The sequence below is a fragment of the Akkermansiaceae bacterium genome (assembly GCA_017798145.1).
Classification (GTDB): domain Bacteria; phylum Verrucomicrobiota; class Verrucomicrobiia; order Verrucomicrobiales; family Akkermansiaceae; genus Luteolibacter.
On sequence record CP059069.1, the window covers coordinates 1,105,348 to 1,126,515 of the forward strand.

31 protein-coding genes and 1 tRNA gene are annotated in these 21,168 nt (G+C 58.4%); 10 read left to right on the forward strand and 22 right to left on the reverse strand.

What is annotated here, in order from left to right; genetic code table 11:
- Positions 1-13: 13 nt before the first annotated feature.
- Both maf and HZ994_04665 read right to left on the reverse strand, forming a co-directional pair.
- On the reverse strand, positions 14-589 hold the full coding sequence (maf, locus tag HZ994_04660; protein QTN31643.1) for a septum formation protein Maf: 576 nt from the start codon (positions 587-589) through the stop codon (positions 14-16).
- Entirely contained in the window at positions 586-1,437 is an 852-nt protein-coding gene (locus HZ994_04665; GenBank protein QTN31644.1) for an SMP-30/gluconolactonase/LRE family protein, read from the reverse strand. The genes maf and HZ994_04665 overlap by 4 nt, the downstream gene beginning before the upstream one ends.
- 109 nt (positions 1,438-1,546) lie before the next feature.
- On the opposite strand from HZ994_04665, the gene hflX reads away from it, so the two are divergent.
- The 6 genes from hflX (at position 1,547) to HZ994_04695 (ending at position 7,554) form a co-directional block, all read left to right on the forward strand.
- Entirely contained in the window at positions 1,547-2,845 is a 1,299-nt protein-coding gene (gene hflX / locus HZ994_04670) for a GTPase HflX (protein QTN31645.1), read from the forward strand.
- A 29-nt stretch (positions 2,846-2,874) separates the two neighbouring features.
- Entirely contained in the window at positions 2,875-4,059 is a 1,185-nt protein-coding gene (locus HZ994_04675; protein ID QTN31646.1) for a L,D-transpeptidase family protein, read from the forward strand.
- A gap of 84 nt (positions 4,060-4,143) precedes the next feature.
- Positions 4,144-5,205 carry a peptidylprolyl isomerase gene (locus HZ994_04680; protein ID QTN31647.1) on the forward strand — a complete coding sequence of 354 codons (1,062 nt, stop codon included), beginning with the start codon at positions 4,144-4,146 and terminating at the stop codon, positions 5,203-5,205.
- Between the two features lie 9 nt (positions 5,206-5,214).
- The gene (locus HZ994_04685; GenBank protein ID QTN31648.1) at positions 5,215-5,871 is read left to right on the forward strand and encodes an acid phosphatase; all 657 of its coding nucleotides are present in this window, start codon (positions 5,215-5,217) and stop codon (positions 5,869-5,871) included.
- Positions 5,872-5,960: 89 nt separating this feature from the next.
- Positions 5,961-6,917 carry a D-2-hydroxyacid dehydrogenase gene (locus HZ994_04690; protein QTN31649.1) on the forward strand — a complete coding sequence of 319 codons (957 nt, stop codon included), beginning with the start codon at positions 5,961-5,963 and terminating at the stop codon, positions 6,915-6,917.
- A gap of 217 nt (positions 6,918-7,134) precedes the next feature.
- The gene (locus tag HZ994_04695; GenBank protein QTN34320.1) at positions 7,135-7,554 is read left to right on the forward strand and encodes a septal ring lytic transglycosylase RlpA family protein; all 420 of its coding nucleotides are present in this window, start codon (positions 7,135-7,137) and stop codon (positions 7,552-7,554) included.
- Between the two features lie 37 nt (positions 7,555-7,591).
- Here HZ994_04695 and HZ994_04700 read toward each other — a convergent pair.
- The 4 genes from HZ994_04700 to HZ994_04715 form a co-directional block, all read right to left on the reverse strand.
- Positions 7,592-7,664: transfer RNA gene (locus tag HZ994_04700), tRNA-Lys, on the reverse strand.
- 738 nt (positions 7,665-8,402) lie between these two features.
- Positions 8,403-9,215: a hypothetical protein gene (locus HZ994_04705; GenBank protein QTN31650.1), complete on the reverse strand. Its 813-nt coding sequence runs from the start codon at positions 9,213-9,215 to the stop codon at positions 8,403-8,405.
- Between the two features lie 268 nt (positions 9,216-9,483).
- Positions 9,484-10,059: a thymidine kinase gene (locus HZ994_04710; GenBank protein QTN31651.1), complete on the reverse strand. Its 576-nt coding sequence runs from the start codon at positions 10,057-10,059 to the stop codon at positions 9,484-9,486.
- Positions 10,060-10,326: 267 nt separating this feature from the next.
- Positions 10,327-10,878 (reverse strand): PepSY domain-containing protein, encoded by a 552-nt coding sequence (locus tag HZ994_04715; protein QTN31652.1) that lies wholly within the window; start codon positions 10,876-10,878, stop codon positions 10,327-10,329.
- Positions 10,879-11,061: 183 nt separating this feature from the next.
- On the opposite strand from HZ994_04715, the gene HZ994_04720 reads away from it, so the two are divergent.
- Both HZ994_04720 and HZ994_04725 read left to right on the forward strand, forming a co-directional pair.
- On the forward strand, positions 11,062-11,820 hold the full coding sequence (locus HZ994_04720) for a polysaccharide deacetylase family protein (GenBank protein ID QTN31653.1): 759 nt from the start codon (positions 11,062-11,064) through the stop codon (positions 11,818-11,820).
- Positions 11,821-11,937: 117 nt separating this feature from the next.
- Positions 11,938-12,615 (forward strand): hypothetical protein, encoded by a 678-nt coding sequence (locus tag HZ994_04725; GenBank protein ID QTN31654.1) that lies wholly within the window; start codon positions 11,938-11,940, stop codon positions 12,613-12,615.
- Between the two features lie 261 nt (positions 12,616-12,876).
- Here the strand turns inward: HZ994_04725 and HZ994_04730 are convergent, their stop codons facing one another.
- From HZ994_04730 to HZ994_04800, 15 genes are all read right to left on the reverse strand, one after another.
- A complete protein-coding gene (locus HZ994_04730; GenBank protein QTN31655.1) occupies positions 12,877-13,506 on the reverse strand; it encodes a hypothetical protein in 630 nt (209 codons plus the stop codon).
- A complete protein-coding gene (locus HZ994_04735) occupies positions 13,503-13,814 on the reverse strand; it encodes a hypothetical protein (GenBank protein QTN31656.1) in 312 nt (103 codons plus the stop codon). The genes HZ994_04730 and HZ994_04735 overlap by 4 nt, the downstream gene beginning before the upstream one ends.
- 9 nt (positions 13,815-13,823) lie before the next feature.
- Positions 13,824-14,030, reverse strand: a complete 207-nt coding sequence (locus HZ994_04740) for a type II toxin-antitoxin system HicA family toxin (GenBank protein QTN31657.1) — start codon at positions 14,028-14,030, stop codon at positions 13,824-13,826.
- 15 nt (positions 14,031-14,045) lie between these two features.
- Positions 14,046-14,255, reverse strand: coding sequence for a type II toxin-antitoxin system HicB family antitoxin (locus HZ994_04745; protein ID QTN31658.1), 210 nt, complete (start codon positions 14,253-14,255; stop codon positions 14,046-14,048).
- A 297-nt stretch (positions 14,256-14,552) separates the two neighbouring features.
- Entirely contained in the window at positions 14,553-14,714 is a 162-nt protein-coding gene (locus tag HZ994_04750) for a DNA cytosine methyltransferase (protein ID QTN31659.1), read from the reverse strand.
- A gap of 79 nt (positions 14,715-14,793) precedes the next feature.
- Complete coding sequence (locus HZ994_04755; GenBank protein ID QTN31660.1) at positions 14,794-14,958, reverse strand: hypothetical protein; 165 nt, start codon at positions 14,956-14,958, stop codon at positions 14,794-14,796.
- 41 nt (positions 14,959-14,999) lie between these two features.
- A complete protein-coding gene (locus HZ994_04760; protein QTN31661.1) occupies positions 15,000-15,539 on the reverse strand; it encodes a hypothetical protein in 540 nt (179 codons plus the stop codon).
- A 127-nt stretch (positions 15,540-15,666) separates the two neighbouring features.
- Entirely contained in the window at positions 15,667-15,957 is a 291-nt protein-coding gene (locus HZ994_04765) for a DNA cytosine methyltransferase (protein ID QTN31662.1), read from the reverse strand.
- Positions 15,958-16,033: 76 nt separating this feature from the next.
- Positions 16,034-16,303: a type II toxin-antitoxin system YafQ family toxin gene (locus HZ994_04770; GenBank protein ID QTN31663.1), complete on the reverse strand. Its 270-nt coding sequence runs from the start codon at positions 16,301-16,303 to the stop codon at positions 16,034-16,036.
- On the reverse strand, positions 16,303-16,518 hold the full coding sequence (locus tag HZ994_04775; GenBank protein ID QTN31664.1) for a hypothetical protein: 216 nt from the start codon (positions 16,516-16,518) through the stop codon (positions 16,303-16,305). The genes HZ994_04770 and HZ994_04775 overlap by 1 nt, the downstream gene beginning before the upstream one ends.
- A 533-nt stretch (positions 16,519-17,051) precedes the next feature.
- A complete protein-coding gene (locus HZ994_04780; GenBank protein QTN31665.1) occupies positions 17,052-17,510 on the reverse strand; it encodes a nucleotidyltransferase in 459 nt (152 codons plus the stop codon).
- On the reverse strand, positions 17,458-17,781 hold the full coding sequence (locus HZ994_04785; protein QTN31666.1) for a hypothetical protein: 324 nt from the start codon (positions 17,779-17,781) through the stop codon (positions 17,458-17,460). The genes HZ994_04780 and HZ994_04785 overlap by 53 nt, the downstream gene beginning before the upstream one ends.
- A 293-nt stretch (positions 17,782-18,074) precedes the next feature.
- Positions 18,075-18,374, reverse strand: coding sequence for a hypothetical protein (locus HZ994_04790; GenBank protein QTN31667.1), 300 nt, complete (start codon positions 18,372-18,374; stop codon positions 18,075-18,077).
- 30 nt (positions 18,375-18,404) lie between these two features.
- Complete coding sequence (locus HZ994_04795; GenBank protein QTN31668.1) at positions 18,405-18,665, reverse strand: hypothetical protein; 261 nt, start codon at positions 18,663-18,665, stop codon at positions 18,405-18,407.
- Between the two features lie 49 nt (positions 18,666-18,714).
- Entirely contained in the window at positions 18,715-18,978 is a 264-nt protein-coding gene (locus HZ994_04800) for a hypothetical protein (GenBank protein ID QTN31669.1), read from the reverse strand.
- 116 nt (positions 18,979-19,094) lie between these two features.
- Here HZ994_04800 and HZ994_04805 point away from each other — a divergent pair, with 116 nt between their 5' ends.
- Positions 19,095-19,358, forward strand: coding sequence for a helix-turn-helix transcriptional regulator (locus tag HZ994_04805; GenBank protein QTN34321.1), 264 nt, complete (start codon positions 19,095-19,097; stop codon positions 19,356-19,358).
- Positions 19,359-19,363: 5 nt separating this feature from the next.
- Positions 19,364-20,149 carry an HNH endonuclease gene (locus tag HZ994_04810; GenBank protein QTN31670.1) on the forward strand — a complete coding sequence of 262 codons (786 nt, stop codon included), beginning with the start codon at positions 19,364-19,366 and terminating at the stop codon, positions 20,147-20,149.
- Here HZ994_04810 and HZ994_04815 read toward each other — a convergent pair whose 3' ends face one another.
- Positions 20,150-21,148 (reverse strand): DNA cytosine methyltransferase, encoded by a 999-nt coding sequence (locus tag HZ994_04815; protein QTN31671.1) that lies wholly within the window; start codon positions 21,146-21,148, stop codon positions 20,150-20,152.
- Between the last annotated feature and the right edge of the window lie 20 nt (positions 21,149-21,168).

Genomic DNA, 21,168 nt, shown 5'->3' on the forward strand with positions numbered 1-21,168 from the left:
TCCGATTCTTCGCCTATCCCGGAGGGATGGGCAACCCCATTTCCCGAAGCGCATGGATCACCTCCTCCACCGGCAGCCCCATCACATTGTCATAGGGGCCGGCGATCCGCTTCACGATCATATCCCCGTGATCCTGGATCCCATAGGCTCCCGCCTTGTCCAGGGGGCTGGTCTTCGAGAGGTATCCGCGGATCGTTTCCTCATCCAAGACCCGGAAATGGACTTCCGTCACAGCATGCAGCCGTCTCACCTCGCCACCCGGCCCGCAGATGCACACGCCGGTGCAGACATGATGGGCTCGGCCCGAAAGCCTGCGGAGCATGTCAGCGGCCTCCGTGGTGTGCTTGGGTTTTCCGAGCGGTTCGCCTTCGAGGAATACCAGCGTGTCCGCACCGATCACGATCGCCTCCGGATGATGGACTGCCACCGCTGCCGCCTTGAGCCGGGCATTTTCCTCGCATAGCCCGGCCATTCCGAGCGAGGCGTCATGGATTTCCTCGGCTGGCGAGGGGATCACCTCGAAATGCAGGCCGGCCTTTTCCAGCAGCTCCCGCCTCCTCGGCGAGCCGGATGCAAGGATCAGCCTCATCCCTTGAAAGCGTTTGCGGACAGGCCTTGCACACCCAGCCCGCGGATGCGGAACAATCGACCCGCATGCTCCTCCACCCGGATCTTGTGGATCCCGGTCGTCACGTAGAGATCGCCGAGATCCGGGCCACCGAAGGCGCAAGACGTCGTCTCAAGGCATGGCAGGCTGACCCTGCGCAACTCCTCCCCGCTCTCCGGGCTGAAACAGCAGACACAGGCACCATGGCAGAACGCGATCCAGAGGTTCCCGTCCGCATCGATCGCCATCCCGTCCGGCGAGGCCTCGTGATGCTCCGTGGAAACCACGGCCCGGGGGTTTTTCAGGTTTCCATCCGCATACTCGAAGGCCAGCACCTCCTTGCGAGGGGTGTCGATGTAGTAGCAGGTCTTCCCGTCGGCAGACCACACGATCCCGTTCGAGTTCGTCACCGGGCCATAGGCTTCGTGGAGGCTCAAATCGGGATCGAGGCGGTAGAGCTTCGCATCGCCCTCCTTTTTTACGAGGCTGATCGTCCCGGCGAAAAACCGACCGTCCGGAGAACATTTCCCGTCGTTGAAACGGTTGTCCGCCTTGTCCGGCTCCGGATCGCCAATCGGGGCGATGTCTCCCGTTTTCTCATCGAGGAAAAACAGCCCTTCGTCCCCCGCGAAGACGAATCCCCCACCCTCGCGCGGCACCACCGTTCCGACCCGCTGTCCGGTTTCCCAGGATTGCTCCAGCCCGGTATCCGGGGTGAAGCGATGTATCATTTTCCCCTCGATGTCCACATACAGCAGCGCGTTGCCCCACCAAACCGCACCCTCGCCCCACTGGCATTTCCTTGTCCCAACCACTTCGATATCCGTCATGCCCCGATTCTTTCCCTGCGAACCAAGCTGACAATTGAAAAAAACCGGGAGTGGCAGGCGCTCATTCACGATTGCCCATTCCCTAAGCTGTGCTAAGCATCACGACCACATGTTCGAAGTCAGGCAGAAACCGGAAATGGTCGAGCGCGCCCTCCTGGTGCGCTTCTATTTCAACGACCACGAGGCGGACGAATCCGCCTCCCTCCTCATCGAACTCGGCGAACTCGTCTCCACCCTCGGCATCGAGGTGGTGGATTCAGTCCTATCAAAACCCCGTGAGATGAAGAAAAAATTCCTCTGCGGCACCGGCAAGGCGGCGGAGATCGTAGCGCTCGCAAAGGCGCACGAATGCGATGTCATCGTCTTCGACAACAGCTTCGCCCCTTCCCAGCAGCGCGAGTGGGAAAAGCTCGCAGATCTCTGTGTGATCGACCGCGAGGAGGTCATCCTCGACATTTTCGCGAAGCGCGCCCAGACCCGCGAAGCCCGCCTTCAGGTGGAGCTCGCGCGAATGCAATACGCCCTCCCACGCCTTGCCAGGATGTGGGGTCACCTTGACCGCGAGGGCGGCGGTGGCGGCTCCGGCGGCGGTGGCGGTGCGGAGCGCGGCATGGGTGAGAAACAGATCGAGATCGACCGCCGCCTCGCACACCTCAGCATCGACCGCTGCAAGCGCGAGCTGGAAATCGTCCGCAAGCAGCGCAAGACCCAGCGCAAGGAGCGCGAAAAAACGGACACCCCCCACGGCTCCATCGTCGGCTATACGAACGCTGGGAAATCCACCCTGCTCAACATACTGTCCGGCTCCGATGTGATGGCCAAGGACATGCTCTTCGCCACCCTCGACACCACCACCCGCCGTATCGAGCTACCCGACGGCCAGCCGCTGCTCATCACCGATACGGTCGGATTCGTCCGCAACCTCCCCCATCGCCTCGTCGAGGCTTTTAAAGCCACCCTGGAGGAATCCGTCCTCTCCGACTTCCTCATCCACGTCCTCGATGCCACCGCCCCCGAAATCGAAACATTCCAAACGACAACAATGAAAGTCCTCGAGGAGCTCGGAGCGGTTGACAAACCCACCATCACCGTCCTCAACAAGATCGACGCAGTCAGCGATCCCGAAAGGATCGCCTTCCTCGACCGCACCTTTCCGGATGCGATCCGCGCCTCCTCGCTCAACGGAGAGGGGCTTCCTGCACTGCTCAAGGCCTGTTCCCACATCCTCGCAGACCGCGTCTCCCGCTGCCACTACCGCATCCCCCAGGTGCGCGGAGATCTTCTCAACCTCCTCCACAGGGACGCGAAAGTCCTCTCGACCGACTACGAGCAGAACGACATCCTCATCAGCGCCGTCGTCCCCGCTGACATCGCCGGACGCCTGGAAAGTTTCCTCGTGCCAGCCTGAATCACAACCACAGCCGAACCGTCCCAAGCATGACCATGCGTTTCCTGACCACCGTTCTCCTCGTCCTCCCGTTCGCTGCCTTTTCCCAGACGGAAAACACCGACCGCCCCGTGCTCAAGGCGCTGCCCTTGGATTTCGAGGATCAGCCACCGCAACCCGCCATCACAGTTCGACCAGCGCTTCCCCCACAAGCGCCTGAAGCCGCTGCGCTGCCAATCCCCACACCGGCTCCCATGCCGATCCCAGCCACCGCGGCTGATCCCACCGCCAGCATCGATGAAAAACCGACAGGCGACGATGCCGTCCGGCTCCAGATCTTTCTCGACCAATCAAACTTCGGCCCGGGAGTGATCGATGGGAAAATCGGGCGTTTCTCCGAGCTCGCCGTCCGGTCGTGGAACGAAAACCAGGGTCATCCCATCGAAAGCTGGCGCGCCGCAAACATCGCGGCACGGGCCGCCGTTCCAAATCCCTATGCGGTCGCGATCGTGCCGGAGGCCGCGGAGAAATGGGTGAACCCCGGCCTCTCCCACAAAAGGCCGGAGCAGGCCAAGGCCAAGCAGATGTCCTACCGCAGCATCGGCGAATTCATGTCCGAGCGCTACCACACCGATGTCCCATACCTCATCTCGCTCAACTCCGCCTCCAAGATCAACAATCTCAAACCCCGCGACACAATCATCGTTCCAAACGTCAAAGCCTTTGAGGTGGAGCTCCTCACCGACCGCTCCTATTCCGAACTCGAAGACCTCGGCGAGCGCTATGCGGTGGTGGATACGAAAAACAACCAGGTGCGGATCTTTGCCGCCGCCCCACGCCCCAACATCATCTCCGATCCCGGCCTGTCATCCGCCCCGCTTCCGAACAAAGCCCTCCTCGCATCCTTCCCGATCACCCCCGGCAAGCCCCAGTTCGTCGAACTCGGCAGTTGGAAGCTCAAGAACATGGTCGAACTGCCCTGGTGGCGCTACGACCAGCAACTGCTCGACACCGGCAAGCGCTCTGAAAACGCCCTGATGATCCCCCCCGGCCCCAACTCACCCGTTGGCATCATCTGGAACGGCACCACCCGCCCGGGCATAGGCCTCCACGGCACCTCGGATCCCGAAACCATAGGCCGCTCCCAATCCGCCGGCTGCATCCGCCTCGCCAACTGGGATGCAATCCGCCTCCCCACCCTCATCCGGCCCGGCGCAACCATCGAGATACGGTAGGGAATAAAATCTGAAATCCTCTGAAGCTGAAATGAAGAAGGGAAAATTTTCAGTCTTCCAGCGTTTCAGTTTTCAGCTTTCACCATGAACTCCTTCACCAAATTCTCCCTCCGCTTCGGCGCCTACCTGCTTGTGCTCGGCTACCTTGCCGGGGATCTCTATATCTTCAACGGCCCGCTGAACAGGCGCATCCAGGCTTCCAATCCCAATAGCCCGGAATCCATCGCAATGGCCAAGGCGAACGGGGTGGTGGCACGGGTTTTCAACCACCAGATCACCCGCACCCAGCTCGATTACGCAATCCATGAACGTCTCTGGCTTGAGGGCAAGGAACTTGCCGACCTATCCCCCGATGCGAAAAAACTCATCACCTACGCCGCCCTCGGCGAACTCATCGACCACGAACTGATCCGCGTTAAGGCCAAGGTCAACACCAAGGAACTCCCCGTCTCCGATCAGGAAACCGATGAGCGGATCAAACGCTTCGCCTCAAGGTTCGAGACCAAAGGCCACCTCGAGGCCGCCATGAAGTCCATGGGCATCGCCGATGAGACCGCCCTCCGCAACCGCATCGCCGCGCGGATCCAGCAGGAGAAATACGTCGCCATGCGCGTCGATCCGCTGGTGAAAGTTTCCGAAGGGGAGATCGCGGAATTCCACCAAACCCACAAACAGGATCTCACCGTTCCGGAGCGTATCCGCGCCAGCCACATCTTCATCGCAACCCTCAACAAACCATCCGAAGAGGCCAAGGCCACCCTGGAATCGGCCCTTGCCGATCTCAAGGCGGAGAAAAAGGACTTCGCAACCCTCGCCAAGGAACTCTCCGAAGACACCTCAACCAAGCAAAAAGCCGGCGACCTCGGCTGGATGAGCCGCAAGCGCCTGCCTGTCGATTTCGCAGAATCTGTTTTCCACCTTCCCAAGGACTCACCCACCCTCATCCGCACCAAGCTCGGCTGGCACATCGTCACCGTCACGGATCGGAAAGCCGCCAAACTGCGTAGTATCGACGAATGCCGCGAGGAAATCATCGCCGCCCTCTCCGCAACCAAGCGCCACCAGGCAGTCAACGATTTCCGCTCCGCCTTGCGCCGCTTCGAGACGGAAAAGATCGACATCTTCCACGACCAGCTCACCCCCTAGTCCATGCTGATGAAACCGCTTCTCCACCTCATCCCCGCACTGGCCATCGCAGCCTGCGCCCCGCTGGGCAGCGAGCCGCCCAACCTCTCCGACCTCAAGACCCGGATTACCACCTACGCGGAAGATGGCACCTATCTCCGCGATCTCGAATCCGCGGTCGCCGGCGCAAAACCCTACCTCGGGCACCGCGCCGCCTCCGGCGAAAAGAACCTCACCGTCATCTTCGACATCGATGAAACCGTCCTCTCCAACCTTCCCCACATGAAAACCGCCGACTGGGGATACCAGCCGCCGCAGTGGGACATGTGGGTCGGCGAAGCCGATGCCCCCGCCCTAACCCCGATCCGCGAGATTTACCATACCGCCAGCGCGCTCGGCTACAAGGTCGTCTTCCTGACCGGCCGCACCGAACTTTCCCGCGCAGCCACCCACCGCAACCTCCGCAACGAGGGCATGGGAAGATACGACCGACTCATCCTCCGCCCCGCGCCCCGGAAAAACACCCCGTCCGAATCCGCCGTCGATTTCAAATCCCGCGCCCGCAAACAGCTCACGGAGGAGGGCTACACCATCGTCGCAAACTTCGGCGACCAACAAAGCGACCTCCAGGGCGGCTATTCCGAGCGCACCTACAAGCTCCCCAACCCGTTCTACAAAATCCCCTGACCGCGCAAGAAGGCGCTGCGTATTGCTGCCCGGCAGCCATGCTCTCCTTCCATCTTGATGCCAGGGCCTCTTCGGCAGACCCTCGTGCCATGAACATCACAGTCCTCGACGGGCACACCCTCAACCCCGGCGACAACCCGTGGACCGCCATCGGAGCCCTCGGCAAACTCACCGTCCACGACCGCACCCCGACCGATGAAATCGTCGCACGCGCGAAAGGCGCGGACATCATCCTCACGAACAAGTGCCCGCTCTCCGCGGAGACGCTGGCGCAGCTCCCCAATCTCAAATTCATCTCCGTCCTCGCGACCGGTTACAACATCGTGGACACCGCATACTGCGCGGAAAAGGGCATCCCGGTCTCCAATGTCCCGATCTACTCCACCGATGCCGTAGCGGAGTTCGTCTTCTCCCTCATGCTCGATTTCTACAAACGCCCCGCCTTCCACAGCACCCTCTCCCACGAAGGCGCATGGGAAACCTCGAAGGACTTCTGCTTCTGGGAAAACCCGAATTTCCGCGAGCTCTCAGGGAAAACCCTCGGCATCATAGGCTTCGGACGCATCGGCCAGCGCACCGCCGAGCTGGGAGCCGCGTTCAAGATGAACATCCTCGGCCATTCCCGCTCCCGCTCCGCCGAAACCACCTTCCCCTTCGAGTGGGCATCCATCGAGGAGATCCTGGAAAAATCCGACGTCATTTCCCTCCACTGCCCCCTGACCACCGAGACCCACGGGATGATCAACGAGGCCGCCATCGCGAAAATGAAACCCACCGCCTTCCTCGTGAACACCGCCCGCGGCCCGCTCATCGACGAGCAGGCGCTGGCCGACGCGCTGAACTCCGGCCGAATCGCCGGTGCCGCCTGCGATGTCGTTTCCGCCGAGCCCATCCTCGGCACCAACCCACTCCTCCGCGCAAAAAACCTCACCCTCACGCCCCACATCGCCTGGGCCGCAGCGGAAGCCCGCGCACGACTCATGCAAATCACTGCGGAAAACATCATGGCTTTCCAGTCCGGGAATCCCATACATCTCATTGGGTAAACCGGCATCGCGACGCCCTTAGATTTACAGAATTGACTTCACCAATTTTTCATAACCGTTTGATTTTACTTGCCTTACGAAACCGAACCCACATTCCCATCGGCGATACGAAATCAACCTCTTTTTTTGATTGCCAATGATATCGAATCGAATTAAGGAATGCCCGCCCACGGGCACCAAAACCATGAAGAAACACACACGGAAATTCAGATCCGCGATGATCGCCTTCGTAGGCCTCGCCCTCATCCCAAGCTGCGCCGACACCGGAAACGCGAACTCTGTCGCATTGTCCAAGGTAAATAAGGACGAATACCGCGTCAAATCCGTCCAGCACGGCAAGGCCTCATGGTATTCCATCAAGACCAACTACGGCACCAAGACCGCCAGCGGCCAAACCCTCTGCAACAACGCCCCGACCGCCGCCCACAAGACCCTTCCCATGGGCACCAAGGTACGGGTTGTCAACATGGCCAACAACAAGTCCGAGGTTGTCACCATCAACGACCGCGGCCCGTTCATCAAGGGTCGCATCATCGATGTCACCATCGGCACCGCCGAAAAGCTCGGCTTCGTCAACCGCGGTGTCGTGCCCGTGAAGGTCGAGGTGCTCGACAAGGCGGAAAACGCCGACAGCTGATCCCTGCCTCCTTGCCGCCCCTTCCTGAAAAAGGAAGTACCCCGGCTTGGATTCGAACCAAGGACCAAAAGATTAAGAGTCTTCTGCTCTACCAACTGAGCTACCGAGGCTTTGGAGTGGGGAAACCTAGCCTCTGCCTCGGCAGATTGGCAACCAAAAACCTGCGACACCATAGTTCAACGGTGTCTTTTTCCGGGTATCCGCCGCTCCGGACATGCTGGGCTTACCGCAGGCTCTCACACGCGCGCCTGCCGTTCTCCACGATCACTCTCTTGGAGCGTTGCCCACAGGATCCCCGTCCGCTCTTGTGCCAGCCGTTGAACATTGGGTGAAACGCTGCAGCAACCCCTTCATGAACTACCCCAGATCATGCATCCTGTTGGTGATACGCTCCTTGGTTTGCAAAACCCGCTCCGGACTCCGACCTTCCGATCCGCCTCCAACCGACAGGCCACATCCGCCCCAAAATTCTCCATCATCCGCATCAAGGTCGGAACCGCTCCTTCTCCCCGACCCCAAAAGCAAACCGTCGGTCGCCCAGCCTGCCAAAAGATCCACCCCCTCGTATCCACTTGCGACTGCCTTACTCCCCTTTTCCCTAAAAAACTGAACCCCACCAACCTCTTCCCACTGATCACTTGGCACTTCTTCCACATCTCGCGACCCACCGCTTAGACCTTTTGCCAAAAGGAATTGCCGAGAAGGCAGGAACTGTGAAATCATTTCCGAACAGCGGCACAAATCCAGAACGTGATCCAATCCCGTTTCGGCAAGGACTTTTGGCAAACGGCCTTTCCTCCGGCGAGGGGGAAATTTGAAATAGCGGGAACCAAGCACATTCAGGCAGATCACTTGCCCAATTTTCCCCACCGCCTGGAGAACTCCCGTCCGGTGAAATCGCTTGCTTTGCCGCCCTTCGCCATCGCCTCGGCACGGTCGGCGCGGAGCAAGAGTTCCATCCTCACCTCTTCCGCCTGGGTCCAGGAACGGCCGTTGACCGTGGTCTTTGATCCATGACGCTTGGGAAGCACGAGGAACGGATTCGTTGGCAGATACCATGCTCCGAATCTGATCTGGGTCGCGGCCTGGGCATGCTCGGCAAGTTTCCGCATGGCGCTGGCGAGGGACTGGGGATCGAACGTGGTACGCACCGCAACGATATCGGCACATAGATCGCGTGCGTGTTCCGTCTTGCGGGGCATGAACGCCCAGACAAATAAAAAGCAGAACGCAACGACCATCGCGACCTGGCGGTCAAGCGCCAGGCCGCACAAACCGATCGGGAAAAACCACGGAATCGCCCACCACATGATCTCGGCACGTGTCGCCATGCGGCACCATCGGTTCCGCATTCCCGCGAACTGCGCCGCAACCAGTGCCTGAAGCTCGTAGCGGGACAGTTCCTCCAGCGCCCCTGTGGTCGCCACCACGATCTCGCGGTCCGAACATGGCAACATCGCGATATTGGGCACCTCACACCGGTAGGTCTGGATGCTCTCGACCGGCTCCACCAAGGCGATGGCGATCTCGGTGACGACGTTGTCAAACTGTTGAGACGGCGGCTCGGGTTTCAAATGCCTGGCCAAGCGATCGGCAATTTTCCCCAACGGCAGCGTGAGCAGGACCACAAAAGGAACCACCAGCGAAATGGCAACGGTCACCCCCCATGAAAAGGCCGGGATACCCTCCTCACTCACAAACCAGGATCCGACAAGAACCGCCCATGAGATCACACTCCAGATACTGGCGATCATTGCCTGCCTGCGGGCGGCGGCTTCAAGTCCGATCAGCATAAATGTGATTCGGACATAATCCGGATCACACCATCATGGCAAGGCGAAGCTGTCTCATTCCGCGATCGGCCCACATCAAATGTGGTCTTACGGAAAGTGTCCGTGGCTCGCCTCAAGCCAGGACAAGACAATGGGATCAGCGCATCGCTTCGCGGAAATGCTTCCGGCACATGGAGACGTAGCGCTCGTTGCCGCCGATCTCGACTTGGGCACCCTCCTTGATCGCATTTCCATTGTCATCGGTTCGGAGATTCATCGTGGCTTTGCGGCCGCAGTGGCAGATCGTCTTCAGCTCGATCAGATTGTCCGCCCAACCCAACAGCGCCGCACTGCCAGGGAAGAGCTTGCCTTGGAAATCGGTGCGCAGGCCGTAGCAAAGCACCGGGATGCCGGTGTCGTCCGTAAGTTGGCACAGTTGCTCCACCTGCGGCGGAGTCAGAAACTGCGCTTCGTCGATCAACACGCAGGCGATGGGCGGCGTGGCATCGGTCGACCTGACAAGGGCGTGCAGGTCGTCGTCTTGGCTGAAAGTCCTTGCGTTTGCTTCCAAGCCGATGCGCGAAGCGATTTTCCCAATCCCGGCACGTTGGTCGATCTCAGGCGCTAGTAGCAGTGTGTTCATCCCACGCTCCTTGTAGTTATGGCTCGATTGCAGGAGGACGGTGCTCTTGCCCGCATTCATCGCAGCGTAGTAGAAGTAGAGTTTAGCCATGGTGAGAGACCTGATGCTCGTCCCGCGGGGTGCGAAACCGAAAGCGGATACCTGCCGCTCACGCTACCTTTTCCGGTCCATCACTCAAGCGCGAAGCACTTCCTGCAAGAAGACAAGCCCCCCTATCGCGGGCAATCCGCGAACCCTGCAAGCATGGGGTCATAATGAAGTCGAACCGGCCTCACCGTCCCTCTGATCCATCTGACGGAAAGTGGATGGAAACGCATGAATGTGGAATGGCGGGGACTACCGCCACTCATGGAAACCCTACGCCTTGGGCCTCGTGGACTTTCCTTTTGGGCGGAGCATGGCCATACCGGTGATGATCAGCATCAGCAGACCTCCGCCAACCAGCAGGATATAGAAAGGACGCAGGGTGGGGCCGAGCCAGCTTCCCTGGTGGATGTTCATCAGCAGCTTCAGCGTGCCCTCTTCCCAACCGAACCAGTGCCCTCCGAAATGGTAGCCGAGCCCGGTCACCGACGTCGCGATCAACGGCGGCAGCAACACCCAGGCAACAAGGCGGTGGCGGCCACGCGCACCGCGGGAAGCACGGGAGGCAAACAGTAGCCGCGCGCCGCTTATCGCCAGCAGGAGCAGGCCAAGCCCGGTGAAGGCAGTGTAGAGCAGTGAGACGGTCTCGCCGAGCACCATCCCGGTATGAAAATCCAGGATTCGCTGCCCGGTGGGTTTTTCCATGCCGAACCAGGAGCGACCCACGCGGTAGAAGATCCCGGTGCTGAGGGAAATGAGCAAGGGCACGACGAGCCATAAGGCAAGGCGACGATGAAGGGGACGGGCGATGCGTTTCGCTGACATGGTGTGGGGGCGGTGCTAGGTGGAGCTGCTGCAGGATGCGACAACCCGGGAAATCGGGCTGGTTCGATCCGGTCGAAAAGTACGCGCGAATGTTCGCCGAGGTCGAGACTATTGCTATCGTGCTCATTACGCCGGGCACTTGCTAAAGGCCTTTCCCTTACGCATTGTGATTTCATGGACATCATGAAAACCCTGCTCCTTGCGCTAGCGCTCGCCATCCCGGCTGGCGCGGCCACCGAACGCATCGCCATCGTCAAAACCGATGACGTCAGGACGGCAAATGGGAAATGGGATCGCTGTTTCAAAATCGCCCATGACAAGGGCATCAAGGTCTCCGCCGGGATCATCGCCGATTCGCTGGAGAAACAGGGCTCCGCATACCACCAGTGGCTGAGAAAATGGGATGCGACCGGCATGGTTGAATTCTGGAACCATGGGTGGGACCACAAGCGCTGGACAGAGGGCGGGAAGAACAAATCCGAATTCGGGGGCTCCGGCTATGCCCACCAGATCAAGCACCTCGAGAAAGCGCAGGCGGCTTACAAGAACGCGCTTGGAAAGGATTTCACGGTCTTCGGAGGCCCGTTCAACGCGATGGACCAGGACACCGCGAAAGCCCTCGGCAAAATCCCCGAACTCAAGCTCGTCTTCTGCAACCCCGGCGCGCCCGCCACCATGGCGATGAGGGACAGGATACTCCTCCCCATGAGCCTGCGTGGTGAACACGACGGCACCGGCAAGCCGGATTTCCAAAAGTTCAAGGAAGACTACGCCAAAAAGGACAGCCCGAACCTCACCTTCGCCGCCATCCAGTTCCACCCCACGGGCTTCAGCGAAAAGGGATTCAAGGACTACGCCGCCATCCTCGATTTCCTGAAATCCGAGGGCTGGACCTTCATGCTTCCCAGCGAATACGCCGAGACCAAAAGGAAACGCAACTAAGCAGTTTCATGCGACGGGGCCATCCCTTTCCAATCTCAGGGAAATATGAAATGCGGCGCCTGCCCCCAAAGATAAGCGGACTTGCATGGGAATGGCCGTGGCTGCAGGATCCGTAGCATGGCTGATATCAAGGGGGCTCTCAGGAATATCCCGGAAAAACAAACAGGTGAAGAACCCGCGGATGAGGGGCAAAAAGGCTATCTCCGGAGCTTCGGGTATTTTTCTGAGAAACTGATCAAGGACCTGGGGGCGCTGCAGGCATCCTATCTGATCGATCAGGCGGAATTGATCAAAGCGGAAGGCTCGGCGAATATCGATCTATCGGGGAAGAAGTCGGGCAAGCTAGGTGGACTCGTGCGTTTGATCGTTCTCTGCGCGGTTCTGATCCTGGCGATTGTGATAGGGAAAAAATTCCTGGGTTCGGGGACCGATGATCAGGCCACCCGTTCGGAATCCCAAACCGACAAGAGCCTGCCGGAAGTTTCGGGAAATGCCGGGGGACAGGAAGGGAGCCAGATGGAGGGTGCGCAGAAAACGGAGGATCCAATCACCGAACCGCAACCGGATTCCGGCTGGAAATCCCTTGATCTTGCAACGATTGAATATCCGGCAACCGTTCTATGCACGAAGGGTTTCAGCCTCCTGAACCACGAGGGAAAAGAAACCCCGATTCCGGTTGGAACCATGATCGAAATCGCGGATCGAACGGATCTGGGCACGCTGAAAATGCAAATCGATGGGGAGCTTTTCGTAGGGAACGAATCCAGGGTCGCAGGGAATGTCGAATTGAAGTGACCGCCTACCCTTGCCTCTTTCCCGCAGCCTAGGGTTCCATGATTTGGCAGGGATGGCTTTCCAAGCCGTCCGGGAAAGGGTGCGGCACGATTCAGGCTGAAAGTGGAATCCTCCCGCCTTCCAAGATGGATGCAAACGAGCCGTGGGGTAGGATGTTGACGGGTGATGAACCGATGCCACAGAGCGGACGGTGCGGAGCAACTATCCCTGCCCGTTTCACGAAATCCGACATAGTCCTGCGCCAATCGGAAATGACCCCATTCAATTCAAAAACGGGACGATCACACTCGAGGATCCATCCGAACCGAATGGCGGATCACCTTCGCACAGTCTCGGAAAAACACGGGCAGGAATCTCATACTCCCCTTTCATCTTCGTGGGACAGTCATTGAGCGGAACCTCCAGATCATCAAGGAATTCGAATTCCCCCCTATCCACCAAATGATCCAAATGGTACATCAGTTGATTTTGAAACGATGTCAGACTGCGCGCGGCACCCGAGAGGGTTCGGATCATCAGCTCGACTCTCGCAGGGCGTGGCACATCGTATCGGTCAAATGACCGCATGATTGCGGAATGAACCGCAACCAGCAGAGCCTTCGGATCCTTCCCGGGAATCCGGATGAGAACCGAATACCTGGATCGTTCATTCGTCACCAAAATCACCTTCTCCTTCGTCCCTTTCATTCCGAAAGCCTCCTCGCAGCGCCAATTTGAAAACCACGGGTGCCCGCTCCCCTCCCATTCCTCCTGATTTGCCATCTTCACCAACTCAGGTGGTTTGATCCCGCAGAACTTCGCCACCTTCGCACTCAGGAGAAGATTCAGCGCAAGCCTCCCGGTTCCGGGAATGATTCTCGGCTCCTTGGGCTTTGAATTCACCCCGCTCATATCGTCCTCCCACTGCCCGGTGCGAGGACAGACCCGAATGGCAAGAAGCCCAGCGCGGCTTTGGCTTCGGCAGCGGTTGGGTAGCGAGGGAGACCATCCACGGTTTCATTCATTGCCGCGAGGGTTTCCGCGTTGGCGCTGCGGTGCTCGGTTTCGTCGAGAATGATGCCGCAGAGTCGGGCGTAGGTATCCGCCTCGCTTTCTCCATGGCAGACGCCGCCTTCATAGAGATCCGGACAATAGCCGATGTAGCATTGATCTTCCTCCGACCAGCGGACGAAGCGATGATAAAGGTCTTCCGGTTTCATGCTGGTGGTTCAATCGAAGAGTTCGCCCGGCAATCCGCTTTGGCGGATCATGGAGCGGAGGGTTCCTATCGGGATGTCTTTGCGCGGATGGGGAATGATGACCGTCTGGCCGAGCGCGTTCCGATATTTCGTGTGGCTGCCCTTTTGTGAGATGAAGCGGAAATCGTGATCCGTGAGGATGCGGATGAACTCGGCGGATGAAAGGCGCTTCGGCATCGGGAGCGCGGTGGGTCATGCGATCGCCAGCTCGCCCACGGTCACACCTGAGATGTTCGGCGTGGGTGTGGATTCCGGAAGATCCTCGAAGTAGAGTTCGAGTGCCTCCTTGAGGTTGGCGAGAGCCTCCGCCTCGCTCGCCCCGAAGCTTGAGACATCGTGATCGAGACATTGCGCCACGTAATCGGAGTCCTCCCGGTAAAGCGTGTAGTGGATGTTTCTCATCGCATCAGGCTAGTTGCGGGAGGCAATTTTGCAAGCTCGGAGCCAACTCGGGGTCACCAAGGTTCTTACAACAGGGAGTGCGAAGATGATTGAACCACGGATTGCACGGAGTTCACGGATGAGGACGCGTAAGAATGACATGGTAAATCAGTTCCCGAGAGGACGATACCCTGACAGGAGAGCAAATTCCCTATCTCGCCTTCTCTTATCCGTGCCCATCCGTGCAATCCGTGGTTAAAACTCTTAAGAACTGTCAGCCTCTCCCTAGTGTAGGAACCCTGTCGGGGTCTCAGTGGATCAGCCGAGCTGTTTTCCCGCTTTCGAGAAGGGCGGACAGGGAACGCCGCCGGCCAGTAGATCCACGCCCTTGAACTCCTTCGCCGAGAAATCACGCACATCCCCTTCCACCACATCGAATGCCCTCTCCTCACTGATCACTTCCCATTGATCACTGCCCACTGCTCACTGATCACTCGGCACTTCTTCCCAATCGCCTGCCCACCGACTCCCGAGCAAATCTCAATGCAGGTGAGTGTGATCAGTGGGCAATGGAGAGACTTTCACCGTAGAACCTTTCGAGGAAGATCTGTCGGCGCTTTGGTTCGGCCAGCTCTTTGGAAATTCCAGACCAGACGAGTTCCCGGGCAGTATCTGTCATCCGGCAACCGATCATAAGACGCTCCGCCCCTGATTTCTCCATCATGCGATCGAAGAGATGTTTGTTCAGGTCGGCCGGGGTATCCGCTATCGAGAAACCCGTGTCAGCATATCTGTCAGGTTCAATTTTTGAGACCATGTCTGTAAGTAGCCGTTATCGGCTCCTGTTGCGAGGAGATTTTCCACATCCGAGAGCTGCCGTTCGCTCCCGGATTCCCTCGCCCAATCGAGCTTCGAGAGAATGAGATCCTCCTTGCTGACAATCCACAGGGACTGCCCCATCACCGCTATCCTCTGGCGCCGGCCGAACTCCACGAGACGGTAGTCCTCGCGTTTCCGGATCATGAAATCGACTTTGATCAGGCTCTCGTTGTGGATGACGTTGAAAGACGATTGCTCGAGCACGGCTCCCCTCGCCGCCTCCTCGCTGAAGTAGAATTCCTCTCCAAAGATACCTGGGAGGATTTCAAGATCCTTCAGCCCAAGCGCGATGACGATATCGATGTCCCGCGTCATCCGGGGCTGGGCGTAGTGGTTCAGAGCCATGGAGCCTGTCAGCATATATTCCAGACCAGCCTCTTCGAGTCGCCGGGTGACATCCAGGAGCAGATCAAGTTCGGAAAGCATGAGGTGTGAGTTTTTCTGAATCTTTCTGGAAAAGCAATCTCAGCCCGAAGCGATGCACTGTCGCGAAAGATTGAAGCGCTGCCTTTGGAAGACGAGAGGAGAGTGGCCGAAAAATCAGAAATGGGAGTCAGCGGAACCAAGCCAATTCACATCCGGTGAGGAACCCGCGGACATTCTCCAGCATGACGGCTTTGGGGCGGCATTCGTCCACCAGGCGGAGGGCTTCGGGGAAAATGTCGCGCTCGTCGTTGGAGCCGAGCTGTTTACCCGCTTTCGAGAACGGCGGGCAGGGAACGCCGCCGGCCAGCAGATCCACGCCCTTGAACCCCTTCGCCGGGAAATCACCCACATCCCCTTCCACCACATCAAATGCCCTCTTCCCACTTCTCACTACCTCTTCCCACTGATCACTGATCACTCAGCACTCAGCACTTCTTCCCAATCGCCTGACCACCGGCTCCCGAGCAAATCTCGATGCAGGTGGGGGCGGTGGTTCAGTCGAAAAGTTCGGTATGGGTGCCGGTGCGGATGAAGGTGACAGTTTCCTCGGTTGCCTGGTAGATGAGCAGCCAGTCGCCACCAAGATGGCATTCCCGATAATCCTTCATGTTTCCAACGAGCTGATGATCCCTGTTGATGGGCGGTAGCGGCTTTGATTCGGCGAGGAGATCGATGGCTTCGGCGAGCCTGTCCATGGGCCGCCCCGTGCGTTTGATCCGTTCAACGTCCTTCTTAAACTGCTTCTTGAATACGATTTCCCTCATCAGATGCCGAGAGATGCTTTCGCTTGGGAGGCGGTCTTGTAGCGCTGGAGTCCTTCCGACGGCTCGTTCATCGCTTCCAAAGTGGTTGCGTTCGGCGTTGGTTCCTCCACAAGCAGGGTCAGGACAGCCTTGCAAGGGCCGGTGACGTGCTCCGCCAACGTGACGGTGCCATCCTCCGAGACCGTGGCTTCGATTGCTCTAAGTGATGCTGACATGGTGGAAGAATAAGCGTTTATCCCGCTTTGGCTAGGCGGAAAGCGGCTCTCCCGCCTCGTCTTCAAAGTGCCTCTTTGACGAGCGGAGGACTTGATCCACATCGATTCCCTCCGAGTGGAGTAGGTGCGTCCCCGCACCTTGAGTTACCGGTGGCGTCCCGCCGTCCGTAATCGACTTATTCCCACACCGGGCGCGACGCCCGCCAGCCCCCAAGGCGCGGGACGTACCTACTCCCACCGGCCAGAAGATCCACGCCCTTGAACTCCTTCGCCGAGAAATCACGCACATCCCCTTCCACCAGATCGAATGCCCTCTTCCCACTGATCACTGATCACTGATCACTGCTAACTCGGCACTTCTTTACCCTGCCCTCTCCAACCCAATCGCCTGACCACCGGCTCCCGAGCAAATCTCTATGCAGGTGAGGCCGGACTGGGAAACCGTGGTTTGGGGAGGATTCTTCATGGGTTCTTTTGAACAGTTTTCGGATCTTGTGTCAATTTCTGAGGCTGGAATGTTGCGATGAAGCACCTTATGCGTCCGGCTTGGATTTTCTGATCGCATCGACATCCTTGAGATCCTGATCGCGTCCCGAGGCGAGTTTGACAGAGATTAGGTCTTCCCGGCTGATGAAATGAATCGGGTCTTTTCCGATGGAAACGGTGTTGCGCCTCTTCCATGCCTCGTTGAAGTCGCCGCCGGGAATTTCCATCATGACATCGACCCGCAAGGGAGGGTTGCCCATCTGGTAGAAATAGCCGGGTTCGGAGAAGTCCGCTGTGGTGAGGCCGGTGAGAGGGGCACCGAATTCCTTGAGCGCATTGAAGACGGCGCGCGCGTTGGTGGGATCAATGGCAATCCAAAGATCGAGGTCTTTTGTCCAGCGGGGTTCCGAGTAAAGCATGACGGCGTAGCCGCCAATCACAAGGTAGCGCACCTCATGCCTTGCCAAAACGCTCAACAGTTCTTTGAAGTCTTGGCTCTGTAGCATCGTTTTTTGTGAGCAGGCGGTGGTCCTTGATCATTCCCCACATGGCATCGAAAATCGCCGCCGGGCCTTGCTTTTGCCAGAAGGAGATGTCCCAGGAGCGGTCGTCTCCGGTGAAGCGGCCGTAGTTTTCGGAGAACATTTCGGATCTCGCTTCCGCAAGGTGCTGGATCACCTGGGCGCGAACTTTCTCCACTGGTAACGGCTTGAGCGGCATCTTCGAAGGCGCTTCGTTTATGGCCGTAGATTCCCGGGATGGCGGCTGGGTTTTCACTGCCTTGAGGGTGCTCCGATTCCCCGTTGCTGTCAATGGAGGAGCTGGAGGCATTGGGAGTGGCTGACACCAGTCTGCCACGCGAAACGATGGTCATGGCAGACTGGTGTCAGCCTCTCCCCCTTGAACTCCTTCGCCGAGAAATCACGCACATCCCCTTCCACCACATCGAATGCCCTCTTCCCACTGATCACTGATCACTGATCACTCGGCACTTCTTCCAGAAACCCTGCCCTCTCCAACCCAATCGCCTGACCACCGGCGCCTGACGGCGGTCATGAGTTCGAATATCATCACCCGCACTTCTTCTCCCTTAGCGTTTCGCGGATATCGTCTTTGGAAACCCATCGCCAGACCATCACGTATGCTCCGCTTGCACCCTGGGAAATGACGGGTTCATCGTCGTGATCAAATTCATCATCGCTGCCACAGACGACGTGCTCGGCATACATTTTGTCGAGACGACTGCGATTCGCTTTCAGGCGGATCTTTTGCGCCAGATCGGTATGGCCGGATGCGAGCAAGGCGTCGTGGACCGCTTCGGCGTCCTCGGCGTAGAGGATGACGGGAGCGAAGGATTTTTTGGAGGTCATGGGCATGGGGTAAGAATTGAACCACGAATTTCACGAATGATCACGAATGGCGCGGATCTTCCCTGCTTCGATTGCGTGAGTTTCCTGGCCGATCGCCTGATAAAGCGCACCGCAGAGGTCAGTGATTTTTTCGCACCGAGCGGAAAAGTCCGGGGAACTGGAAATCACGGGATGAGCTGCGATGTGTTCGGAAAAATGATCCAGCCACACCGACACCCGATCCAGTGCTTCGTGGCGGTGGAAGTCGTCCAGCTCGCCACCTGCCTTTCTTTCATGCGATTTTTTTGGCATAGTGTTTTTCCCGAAGTGTTGGGATGGCTCCCCTTCTGTTCTCGGCAGATCATCCGGTGGCTTCCGCCTCGTAGTGCATCATGGCCATATTCACGGTTTTCTGAGGATCGATTCCCTTTGAGTGCAGGAAATGCAGAATGTCCGTGAGCAGATCGATGGAAAGAGTCTCCTCGTCAGTATCCATGCCCCTTTGTTGCCCGAAATACTCGATAGCCTGCCTTGCGGAGTCTGCCCGATCACCGTTCGTCCACGAGTTGTTTTCCCAGCCATCGGTGGGAACGATCAGGCCGGGATCATGGGGAGGTGTTGTCATCGGGGAGTTGGCTTTTTACTTCGACATTCTCGAGCAAAAACCATGTTCGGATCAAGAACAATGTTCTTCTTTAGAACTCGCGATCATGCATGGATATGTAGCCTCGCGGTGTGAAGCTGCCCAATAGCCGGACGGATCATCCAAAAAACATCGTCGGGCCAAGAATACGGCGCGCTCGTCTGGATTTCGATCCGCCGCTTACCCAAGACCAGCTCTCAGGTCGCCTTGCTGCAAAAGGCCTGTCCCTTGACCGGGTGGCGATCACGAAAATCGAATGTGGAAATCGAGCTGTATTCGATTTCGAACTCCCGACCATTGCGGAGGTTTTGAAGGTTGATCTCCAGTGGCTGATGACCGGCAAGGGTAACCCCAGGAAATGAATCCGATGCCGAAGAAAAAGCCACTCTCCGCGATCCACCTGGAAATCCTCAAATTGCTACGGGAGAATCCGGATGGGCTGGATATCGAACAGATACGGGAGCTCGGTGGAATCGAAGGCCAGCAACACCTGGATAAGCGACTCAGGGAGCTTTACCCCTACTATGAGATCGCGACAAAGCGCGCTGGACGCAGGTTCATCTACCAATTCGTAAAGGAGCGGAATACGGATGACTACGACTACAGCGTCATTTCAAAGACGCTCCGCGCCAAGATCATCCACCGCGATGGCCGTCGTTGCCGGATGTGTGGAAGAACCGTTGACGAGGATAAAATCAAACTGCACATCGACCACAAGATCCCGAGGGAGTGGGGCGGGCCGAGCAACGAGGAAAACCTGTGGGCTCTTTGCAGCGGATGCAACGAGGGCAAGCGGAATTACTTTTCCAGTTTCGATCCCAGCCTGATGGAGACCATCCTAACCCATGATTCCGTCCATCGGCGTCTTGCGGAGATGCTTCACGCGAAGTCGGGTGAATGGGTGGATTGCGACTTGCTGGAATTCGTGGCGAATTTCGAAGACTATCAGACCGATTGGCGCAAGCGGTTGCGGGAACTTCGTTATCTCGGACTGGATATAGAGACGAAGAACACCAAGATCGAGAAGCGGACGGTGAGCAACTACCGTCTCACGAACTGGGTCGATCTTCCAGACGATTTGAGCGAGGCGGCACGCCGTTTTGAGGCCGACCGTGCGAAAAAGAACAAGGCCAGGAAACAATCAGGCGGTTAGTCAACCTGCTGCGCTCGCCGGTTTCGCGACGGCCTTGATGGCATCCCTGATCCGTGATGCGACGGCATACGCCACCGGTGGCGGAAAGGCGTTGCCGATCTGGCGGTAGGCGGCGGTTTTGCCACCTGCGAATTGCCAGTCATCGGGGAAGCCCTGGATGCGGGCGGTCATGCGGAGGGTGAGCCTTGGCACTCCGGTGAAGCCTTTGGGCGGGGCTTCGTTGCCGAGGGATTTCCCTTCGACGCCGAGGGATGCCCATGCCTTGCGGGCGCGGGTCGGGCCGAGATCGGCTCCGCCGTGCTTCTTGGAACCGCCGACGAGGGTCGGGGCGATTTCGTTGGCCTCCGCCGCCCATTTCAAGGCGCCTTCCCAGCCGTTGGCGGCCATGAGATCGACGAGGGTTTCGCCGACGGTCTTGGTGGGGATGCCATCGGTCAGGGGCATGGGCGGGTAGAAGTTGGAAACGAGATCCTTGCGGATGGCGACGACGACGACCCGGGGGCGGAGCTGCGGGACGCCGAAGTCCGAGGCGTTCAGAAGATGCCAACTGGCCTCGTAGCCCATGGCTTTGAGATCCTTCTTGAGGCTCATCCGGTAATCGGTGAACACGGCATCCAGGAAGCCGCGGACATTCTCCAGCATGACGGCTTTGGGGCGGCATTCGTCCACCAGGCGGAGGGCTTCGGGGAAAAGGTCGCGCTCGTCGTTGGAACCGAGCTGCTTTCCCGCTTTCGAGAAGGGCGGACAGGGAACGCCGCCGGCCAGCAGATCCACGCCCTTGAACTCCTTCGCCGAGAAATCACGCACATCCCCTTCCACCACATTCCAGTCCGGACGGTTCAGGCGAAGCGTCTCACAGGCATGGCGGTCAAACTCCACATGCGCTAAGGCCTCAAACCCTGCCCTCTCCAACCCAATCGCCTGCCCACCGGCTCCCGAGCAAATCTCTATGCAGGTGAGGCCGGAATGGGAAGCCGAGGATTGAGGACGATTCTTCATGGGTTCTTATGAACACTATT